General features: G+C 57.7%; 6 protein-coding genes. 1 reads left to right on the top strand and 5 read right to left on the bottom strand.

Going from position 1 to position 9,945, the window contains the following annotated elements:
• Window positions 1-182 (top strand): hypothetical protein (locus VGH19_13715; protein ID HEY1172420.1); only part of this gene is annotated, 182 nt, incomplete at its 5' end.
• Between the two features lie 968 nt (window positions 183-1,150).
• Here the strand turns inward: VGH19_13715 and VGH19_13710 are convergent.
• From VGH19_13710 to VGH19_13690, 5 genes are all read right to left on the bottom strand, one after another.
• The gene (locus tag VGH19_13710) at window positions 1,151-2,719 is read right to left on the bottom strand and encodes a PQQ-binding-like beta-propeller repeat protein (protein ID HEY1172419.1); all 1,569 of its coding nucleotides are present in this window, start codon (window positions 2,717-2,719) and stop codon (window positions 1,151-1,153) included.
• Window positions 2,720-2,859: 140 nt separating this feature from the next.
• On the bottom strand, window positions 2,860-4,239 hold the full coding sequence (locus VGH19_13705) for a sulfatase-like hydrolase/transferase (protein ID HEY1172418.1): 1,380 nt from the start codon (window positions 4,237-4,239) through the stop codon (window positions 2,860-2,862).
• Between the two features lie 174 nt (window positions 4,240-4,413).
• A complete protein-coding gene (locus tag VGH19_13700; GenBank protein HEY1172417.1) occupies window positions 4,414-5,964 on the bottom strand; it encodes a sulfatase in 1,551 nt (516 codons plus the stop codon).
• Window positions 5,965-6,270: 306 nt separating this feature from the next.
• Complete coding sequence (locus VGH19_13695; GenBank protein HEY1172416.1) at window positions 6,271-6,621, bottom strand: hypothetical protein; 351 nt, start codon at window positions 6,619-6,621, stop codon at window positions 6,271-6,273.
• 298 nt (window positions 6,622-6,919) lie between these two features.
• Window positions 6,920-9,850, bottom strand: a complete 2,931-nt coding sequence (locus VGH19_13690) for a PVC-type heme-binding CxxCH protein (protein HEY1172415.1) — start codon at window positions 9,848-9,850, stop codon at window positions 6,920-6,922.
• Window positions 9,851-9,945: the final 95 nt, after the last annotated feature.

Below are 9,945 nucleotides of genomic sequence, written 5' to 3'. Positions count from 1 at the left end.
CAAAAGAAAGAGCGGTGTATCAGTTTTCAGTGCCCTATAGGCCTGCCGGTGCAACCGGCCTGAAAACTTTCCAACTCCATCATCCGACGATGGCTCAAGGAACTATGTCAAAGAGCAATGAAACCACCCGACCCCTGCGAGCTATCGATTCCTCCCCCTCTACGATTGAGAGTTCAAATTAAGCGATGTTTGAAACCCGGCTGGTTCCGCAGTGGCTACTCAGGATTCCCCGGTCCCATTCTCGACCGGCGTCCCTTTCCCCCTCCAGCTTACGAGCCCCAACTCCACCCGCCCGATACACCCACAGATCCTACCAGAGACCGGTAGGGCGAGAGTCCTCTCGAGCCCAAACTCTTTTCGTCAAGGCTCACCCGAAGGTTCTCACCCGCACCCATCATCTGATGATGGCCCCATAAGGAATTGCCAAAACGATTCCATCGAATCACTCAGCGGGGATTTCAGCCTTCCGGGTCCCTAACCCGAAACTCAAAACTAGGAACCAGAAACTTGGCCTTCGGCCCTTCCTTTACCAGCAGCGAGCTGCCAGCACCTAAATCTATCCCACAACACCCTCAAGAAAACCACCTCTTTTCACTAAAATTTGTGATGAAAACCCAACCTTTTCGACACCAAGAACATCCAAAAACCACAACTTACGTAACTCGCATTTCTCATCCCCACTGCTCCTCTTCCTGTTCCCGTAGTTCGCGTGTTTCGCGGTCACTCCCCTCTGCCTTTCCTCGTAAATCGTAAATTTACCACGCACCTTTTGGTCGGGGTCCAAAATCGTAAATTCTTCTCCTCTTCTGTGCCGTCTGCGCCTTCCTTGCCCCGGCGTTTTGGTCGGGGTTTGTGCCATCTTCCCTCCGCGTTTCCATGGTGAATTCTTTCTGTGTATTCTGCGTTTTCCGTGGTTCATCTTTCCCGTCCCCTTTTCGCGTAGTTCGCGGTTCACCCCTTCCTGTCCCTCCTGTTAGAGCGCTTTAAAAAATACTGTGGCCGAGTGGGGCGTGGATTTGGCGAAGAAGCAGCTTCCAAAGACCCTGTGACGGAGCCGAAACGAAGCCAGAACCCAAAAAGACCGCCCGCTTCGCTCTCCAGACAATCGGCGACAGGATTTTTTAAACCGCTCTAATGCTTGGAGGGATGCTCAGCTCTCCCGCAGGTCATAGCACACCACCCGATCTTTCGTCCGCACGAGCAGCTTCCCCTGCGAGATCGTCGGTGACGGACACCACAACGCCCGCACGTTCGCCTTGCCCAGTTCCACGCGCTGATCCGCCGTCGCCTTCAGCATCTGCAGATTGTTCCCGTTGTTCATCATCACGAACACCTTCCCGTCCGCGATGAGCGGTGATGAAATCGTCGAGGGCACCGGATGCTTCCACCGCACCTCGCCGCTCGCCTGTGAGAGGCAGTAGTGATACCCGTCATCCATCAGATACACGTTACCATTGTAGATGATCGGGCTCGATTGCGTGCGGACCACCTCCAGCGGGAACTTCCACAATTCCTCCACGCCATCCAGCTTCAGCTTGAACGCCACCAATCCCTGCGCCGCGTTCTTCGTCTGCACCGCGAGCACGTCATCCACGATGGACGGTGTCGCATCCCCGCCGCCGGTCGTGCGCCACGCTTCCTTGCCCGTTTTGAGATCGTGCGCGCTCAATTCATTCCGCCCGTTGAAGATCACCAGCGTCTTTCCATCCTTCTTCCACGCGACCGGTGAGGACTGACCGCCGCCGATGCGCTCCGGTTGCCAGAGCTGCTTGCCCGTCGCCGCATCATAAGCTGTGAGCTTGCCCGCATTGATCACCACCACGCCCTCCGTGTAGAGCGGCGAGGAGCCCGGTGCCTTCGCAGGCAAGGGCGTGGACCAAAGAATTTTGCCTTTGTCCGCATCCACCGCGTAGAGATGCGTGCTGCCCATCGCGAAGACCTTGCCATCCGCCACCACCGGCGTGCTGGAGCAGTTGCGACCCTTCGGCTCGCCCGGCGCAGCCGCCTTCCAGATCGTTTTGCCCGTCTCGATGTCCAGGCAGATCACCACATCTTCAGCGACCCGTTGCGTCGGCGGCACTTTTTCGATGACCTCGTTCTTCACATGCTCTGCGAAGCCCTGCTCATCCAGCCACTTCTTGAACGCCGCATCCGTCGGGAACGGTTTGTCCTGCATCGCGTTCAACTTCTCATAATCCGGCAGCGGAATGGCCAGTTTGCCTTTCTTGAAGCGCCCGGAGACAAACCCGCTCATCAACTGCTTCTGCCGTTTGTTCAGGTTCGTCTCGATCCATTCCGCGATGTAATCGTCCAGCTTCTTGCCGCGCATCTGCGGGCTAAGCGCCTCGCGATCCGCCTCCATCTTCGCGGCGAGTTCCTTGCCGAGCCCGCCAGGATTCTGGTAGCCGAGATTCCGCATCACGAGGTCCGTGATCGTGCGCGTCTCGGATGGCACATCCGTATGCCACACCACGGAGAGATACGCGCGCTTGCCCGCGACGACTGCGCTGCCATGCCCGCCCTCGTCATTGCCCGGGATCATCTCGCTCTCCCAAAGTTTCTTCGGCCCCTCCGCCGGCCAGGTGTCCGCCAGCTTCGGGCTCTCCGGCAGAACGCCATTACGCCCCGGCCCACGCCATTGGTTCCAATCCGCCGCCGTAACGGTGACGAGCGAAACGCCCACGCCGATCAAAGTCAGTGTCAGTAACGAGTGCTTCATGGTTCTCATCATCAAAATTATGTTCGCGTTAAAAACTAGCAATCATTTCGCGGCTTGCTTCATTTCCCTCTCCCCTCAACGGGGAGAGGGCTAGGGTGAGGGGTGAGAATTCAAATTGCGTATTCGATTTCATACAACTCTCACTCCTTATTGGCCGGCCGAGCATCGGCCTTCTTCTTTTTCTTGCCTGGCTCCGCGCCGTCGTTATCCGCTTTCCCACCGCCCCACAGCGGTTTGATATTCGTCTTGTCCCATTCACTCCACGCCATCTGCAATTCCTTCACCTTCTCCGGCATCGTTGCCGCCAGGTCCTTCGCCTCGCCGATGTCCTTGCCCAGATCATACAGCTTCACCGCGCTCGTCCCCTTGCCGCCTTCCGCCGCCAGATCATACTTCACTAACTTGAAGTCACCCTTGCGGATGGCCATCTGCTCGCCGAACCGCCAATACAACGCCTCATGCGGCACGCCCTTTTCCTTGCCCGCGAGGAACGGTAGCAAGTTCACACCCTCCAGCTTCCACTCCGGTTTCGCGCTCACTCCTGCGACTGCCAAAGCCGTCGCGTGCAGATCCAGTTGGATCACCGGCTTTTCATACACGCCGGGTTTGATCTGCCCCGGCCAAGTCACCAGAAACGGCACCCGCACCCCGCCCTCCAGCGTCGTCCGCTTGGACCCGCGCAAAGGCGTGTTCACCGCGCCATTCACCGTCACCCCGTTCATCGTCGGCCCGCCGTTATCGCTGATGAAGCAGATCAACGTCCGCTTCTCCTGGCCCGTGGCGGCCAGTGATTTCCGCACCTTGCCAATCGCCTCATCCATCGCGAACATCATCGCCGCATAAGTGCGCCGCTTCGTGTCCGTGATGCTCGCGAACTTCGCCAACCGGTCCTCCGTGGCGTGCATCGGCGTGTGCACCGCGTTGAACGCCAGATACAGGAACCACGGCTTCTCTTTGTTCTTCTCCACGAACGCCACGGCTTCTCGACCGAAAGCATCCGTCGTGTAATCCATCTCCTTCACTGGCGTGGTGCCGCGCATGATGCCACCCGCATCAAAGAAACTGTGCGCTCCACCGAGAAACCCATAGAACTCCTCAAAGCCACGCTTCTGCGGATGCATCATCTCCTGCGAGCCCAAGTGCCACTTGCCCACCAGCGCCGTGGCATAACCAGCCGCCTTCAACCGGTCCGCGATGGTGCTCTCCGTCACCGGCATGCCACTGGTCCCGCCGCCCGGATTGAACTCATGCCCGAACCGCGTCTGATACCGCCCCGTCAACAACCCGGCGCGTGTCGGTGAACAATACGGCCCCGTCACGTAACCGCTGGTGAACTTCACCCCGTCCTTCGCCAACGCATCCAGATTCGGTGTGGGGATGTCCTTGCACCCATGAAACCTCACATCCGCATACCCCATGTCATCCCCCACGATGAACAGGATGTTCGGCTTCGGCTCCGCCGCCTGCACCGTGATCAGCGAGATCAAAATTACGATAATCGACAGGAAATTCTTTTTCATATCTTCAATCCGTTCATGCCGCTGCCCGCCATCTGCCCGGTGCCAAGAAAACGCCAGCAGACCTCTCCACCCTCGCCCCTCGGAGGGGAGAGGGCCGGGGTGAGGGGTGCCCCACAAGCGCATCCGCTCTTTGCAATTGCTCTCAAAGCTCTGTTCCGCACGTTTCTTCACAGATCACTCCGCCTTCTTCTTGTTCTTTTTCTTCTTCGCCGGTTCCTCAGATTTGGCAGGTGGCGCTGCCACCTCATTTTTCGTCGGCATCTTCGCGCCCACTTCCTTGCGCCACGCAATCATCTTCGCGTGCAACTCCTTCACCTTCTCCGGATTCTTCGCCGCCAAGTTGTTCTGCTCCCCGATGTCATCCTTCAGATTGTACAGCTCGAGCCGGCCATCCTCGAAAAACTCCATCAGCTTCCAATCCCCCGCCTGGATCAACCCCACCGGCGTCGTACGCCACGTGTTCTCGCCCGCGCCCAAGTAACCCGGAAAATGCTGATAGATCGCTTCACGCTTCAATTTTGCGTTCCCGTCCTTGAAGAGCGGCACCAGGCTCTCGCCATCCAAGATGTAATTCTCCGGCTTCTTGCCGCCCGCCAGTTCCAGCAACGTCGGATAGATGTCCACATGGATGCCCGGCACATTGCACGTCGCCCCCGCCTTCACCAGTCCCGGCCAGCGCACGATGAACGGCTCGCGCGTGCCGCCCTCGTAGAGACTGCCCTTGCCGCTGCGCAACGGCGCATTATCCGTCCGGTCGTTCGCCTTCTTGATGCCCTCCCGCACATAACCGCCCACGCCGCCATTGTCGCTCGTGAAGATCAGCACCGTGTTCTCCTCCAGCTTGAGTTCCTTCAGCGTCGCCATCACCCGGCCCACGCTCTCATCCACGCTATAGATCATCGCCGCATAGGTCGGATCGTTATGCCCGCCCACGCCGGGTTTCTGCTTGAACTTCTCGATCAGCTCCGGCTTCGCCTGATACGGCGAATGCACGCCGAAATGCGGCAGATACAGGAAGAAATTCTCATCCTTCTTGCGCTTGATGAAATCCACCGCCTTGTCCGTCAGGAAATCCGCCAGGTACTGCCCCTTCGGATACTCCGTTTTCGGTGAGGTCGCGAAATCAAAGTGCTTCCCCGCCGAACTGATCGCTTCATCGAAACCGCGCTTGCCCGGATGATAATCCCCGCCTTCGCCCAAGTGCCACTTGCCGAACATCGCCGTCGCGTAACCCGCCTTCTTCAGCGACTGCGCGATCGTGATCTTGTCCAACGGCAACTGCGTCACATTATCCACCGGCCGCAACGGACGCGTGCTCCAGTCAAACCGGTCGATGCCACCCACCGTGTAAACTCCCGTGCGTGGCGCATATTGTCCGCTCAAAAGCGCCGCCCGCGTCGGCTGGCAATTCTGGCAGTGATGATAATTCAGCAGCTTCATCCCCTGCGACGCCAGCTTGTCGATGTTCGGCGTCTCGTAATACTTGCTCCCGAAGCTCGCCACATCCGTGTAACCGAGGTCATCCGCCATGATGAAGATGATGTTCGGCCTCTTCGCCGTCGCCGCCGCGTGCGTGGAAAAACTCCCCAACCCCATCACCAAACCCCAAAGCAGCACCAAGCTCAAAACCCGCCCCAGTGGTCTTACCGGTGCCCCCTCGCCCATTGAAGCTTGGTCATTGGAACTTCCTTTGAACTTTGAGTTTTGAACTTTGAGCTTGATCATAACACGTTCTCTTTCAGACGCTACGCCACGTCAGCAAGTTTCAGGGATTTCCACCGGCATGATGGCATAGCTCCTCCCTTCGTGCAATGACTGCTCCTTTAGCGACTTGCGCCGACAGAAAATTTAGTCGCTGTTTACATGGACGCCTGCTGCCAACCGGCCAGATAATGATAAAAAAAGCCAGCGGATAAACCGCTGGCAGTTTCTTGAGATCTGATGGAGCCGTCCTTGCGGACTGAACTATCAAGAACTCAAGTGCGTCGAGCAAATGCACCATAGCAGAGCCGTACATGGAGTCCAACAAACTCAACGAATTTCTTTCCGAAAAGACCCTTCAAACGCCGCCGTCCGCGCAGCTTCCAAAGTCGTAAATCCATGGGGAAAGTCAGCACTGATGATCTGGTATAAAAGCCAGTCATTTCCGCAGCCAATATCGGGGATCACCTTGCGGCAGAGCCCGGCATATTCGCGCAGCACTTCCGAGATGGGGTTGAGCAGGATTTCGTCAATGCCACCTCCCTCTTTGAAGACCTCATGTTCCACCACCTCCACCAGTGCCATGATCACCCATTCCTTCTTGTCCTCGGGCAAATCAGGTGACTTCAACAAAGCGCACAACTCGGGGACATCCAGACAGGCGGGCAGCACCAGATCCAAGTCCTGCTCGATATGCTTGAAACCAGGTTCATCAATCCACCGCTGTAGTTCAGGGTCGTCGCACTTCATTTGGAGAATGTCTGTTTATCAAGTTACCCTTTCATCCCTTCGCTCCGGCTGACTTCGGATCTCCGCCCAATTCTCCACCCGCACCTCTTCATCATCTCCACGCCCGCCCCGCCATACAACCGGTCACTGCCGTTCCGTTTCGGACCGGATATCCAGTAATCCTCGCCGGTTTCCACATTGTAGAATAGTTGGATTTGAAACCGCAACCTTCCAAAAAACGCTCCGCTGCTCACTTCAGCGTCTGCAAGTATGCTTGGATATCCGCCAGTTCTTGCGCGTTGAATATGTCGCCCATCGGCGGCATGGGAGAGAGTTCTAATTGTTCGTAACCCGGTGCGAGCACCGCGCTTGGCTCCAGCAGGCTTTGCTTGATGTAGGCGGCATCTTTCTTGGAGGCGATGCCATCCAGTGCCGGGCCCACGGTGCTGCCCTGTCCTTTCAAGGAATGGCACAGGATGCACGCTGCCGCATGCTTGTGGAAGATCTCATCGCCACGTTTGGCATCGCCCGCGAGCACCTTGGATTCTTCCTCCAAAGGCAGCAATTCGGAGAGCTTCACATCATCGAAGTAACCATCACCACCGGCGGCCACGAACAGGATGTTGATGCTCGCGAGCGTGCGTTCTTTGCTGTTGAAGATGGTGTCCACCTCCACCCAATCGGATTCACGGGCAGTGATCTTGTCCGTCTCCGCGCGACCCAGGTGATCGTTCAAGCTCACCTTGCCGCCGCGCAGTGCATGCGTCTTGATGTAAGCGGAGAGACGATACTGCGTGTTCGTCTTCAGCGGCACGTCTGCATAGAAGCTCGTATCGACGGCGCTGTTGTTCTTGCTGCGGCCGATGATGCGCACGGCGGATTCGCCCTTATGCACATTGCCCTCACCCTTCACCACCGCCCACTCGGCCTCACCCGCACGATCGCCTCGCATATAATCCCGGCGCTTCCAGCCGACCGGAAAACCATCGGCCCCAATCTCTTCAAAACCCGGATTCGGCAACAGATTCGGGCCTTCGCGATGAATCTCCGCATTGTGCTTCTTGGCAAGCAGACGGACAGCGTCGTTCAACCATTCGTCCGAGCGCAGTCCCGTGTTCTTCGCCAGACTTCCCACCGTGGTCTGGATGCTCTTGCTGGTGGAGAACTCAGCCAGTTTCACGAACGCAGCGAGCTTCGTGACGGGATTCGGATCACTCACCACACCTGCGCTGAAGAACAGTTTTTGCGCACGCTCATCATTACCTAGCGCCCGAGTGGCATTGCGGCGGACAGCGGCATCTTTGTGCAACAACGCGGCTTGATGCGTGGTGTCATCGAGTCGACCGAGTCCTTGCAACGTCCACAGCGAATGGATCGAAGCGCGGACGAGATTGTTCGTCACGGCGCGTTTCAAAGCGGGAACTGCATCTGTGCGCTTGCCTTCCACGAGCATGCGTTGGGCGGTGAGGCACCAGAAGGGATTGTCATTTCCCAACGCACTCACGAGCAATTCCGTGTTCGCACCGCTCAGGCTCTTGATGGCCGGTTTCGTGGCCTTGTCCCACACGACACGATAGATGCGGCCACGTGCATGATCGCGCAAGGGGTTCTCATGGGCGCCACCCACACCCGTCTTGGCCGCATAACCGCCACGTTCATAGCTCGGCGTGGGATTGTGCTGGATGATGTAGTTCTGCCAATCCGCGAACCACACCGCACCATCCGGTCCCACTTCCGCGAATACCGGTGACATCCATTCGTCCGTGCTGGCGACGAGATTGAAACCATCCTTCGCCACGTAACCCGCGCCGTCTGGTTGCACATCCATGAGCGAGATCGTCTTCATCGTGGGCTCGCACACCATCGCCTTGCCCTGCACACGAGCGGGCATGTTGCCGGAGTAAATGAACGCACTGCCAGCAGCAGCGGTGTATCCGCCGAAGACATCCACCTGGCGGAAGTTCGGCGTGATGGTGTGAACCTTGTCCTCTACGTTGATGCGCTTGGCGCTCATCACTTTCACGCCCTTGGGCACGCTGCTAGCCGGGATACCACCGAAGAAGATCGGGGCATTGTTCGCCGTGCCGCCGAATTGATCACCGAATTCATTCGCGCTATGGCCCCACGAGTTGTTCGAGAACTGATGGAGAAATTCCAGGCCGGAGCCATCGCGTTTGAAGCGGAAGGTGCCTTGGGCAAAACGCACATCCTGCCCGTTCACCTTGCCGTTGTAACCGGAGTAACCCACGCAGCCGTAGATCCAGTTATCATAGCCCCAGTGCAGATTGTTCGCCTGCGCGTGCGTGTCACCGATGCCCCAGCCGGTCATGATTTCCTGGCGCACATCCGCCTTGTCATCACCATCCGTGTCCTTCAGGAAAATCATGCGTGGCGGCTGGGAAACGATCACGCCGCCATTCACGAAGACCATGCTGGTGGGGATGTTCAGCTTGTCGGCGAAGATGGTGAACTTGTCCGCTTTGCCATCACCGTTCGTATCTTCGCAGATCTTGATGGAGTCGTTGCCTTCACCGCTCGGCTTAACATCATGCGGGTAATCGCGCGTCTCACAAACCCACAGGCGACCGCGCTCATCCCACGCCATCGAGATCGGCTTGGCGATGTCTGGCTCCGCAGCAAAGAGTTCCAACCGCATATCCGCCGGCACTTGCGTGCGCTCGATGCTGCCCTTCACCGAGAATGGATGCTGCAATGTGAGCGGCTCGGAGCGCTTCTCGTAATTTGCGATGGTGGCGCTCGGTTCGCGCTTCTCTGGCTCGCGCTGATTCAGAAACTTCTCCCACTCAGCGCGACGTTGCTCGCCCACGGTGTTCAGCACCTTCGTGCGCACGCCGCCGAGAAACTCTTCGCTCGACCAGCGCGCGGGCGTCTCCGAGAAATCGATGACGATGACTTTCTTGTAATCCTTGAGCGCTGGGAAATCCGTGCTCGCGGGATCAAAGAGGACGGCATCGAACTTCGCAACATACGCGGGCGTGACCGCTTTTTCATCCGTCACGTAGTCGAACCAGATGGCGTCGCGGCCCAGTTCACGCATGAGCACGTGCGCGTGCTTGGCGGAATCAGCGCCTTCTTTGCCGATGTGCAGGATGCGGATCGGATTGGCCTCTGCCTGAAGAACGGCGCAAGCAGCGATGAGCGATGTCAGTAAAATTTTCATGGAACTCTCATTACGGTAGGGAGCGTGCACAGGGGCCGCCATGCACGGAATCCACGTAAGGCTACGTTTTCTCCACGCTCTTTTTTTGGCCTGAA

This window comes from Verrucomicrobiia bacterium, assembly GCA_036405135.1.
GTDB lineage: Bacteria > Verrucomicrobiota > Verrucomicrobiia > Limisphaerales > JAEYXS01 > JAEYXS01.
This window is presented reverse-complemented; position numbering and strand designations above follow the sequence as displayed.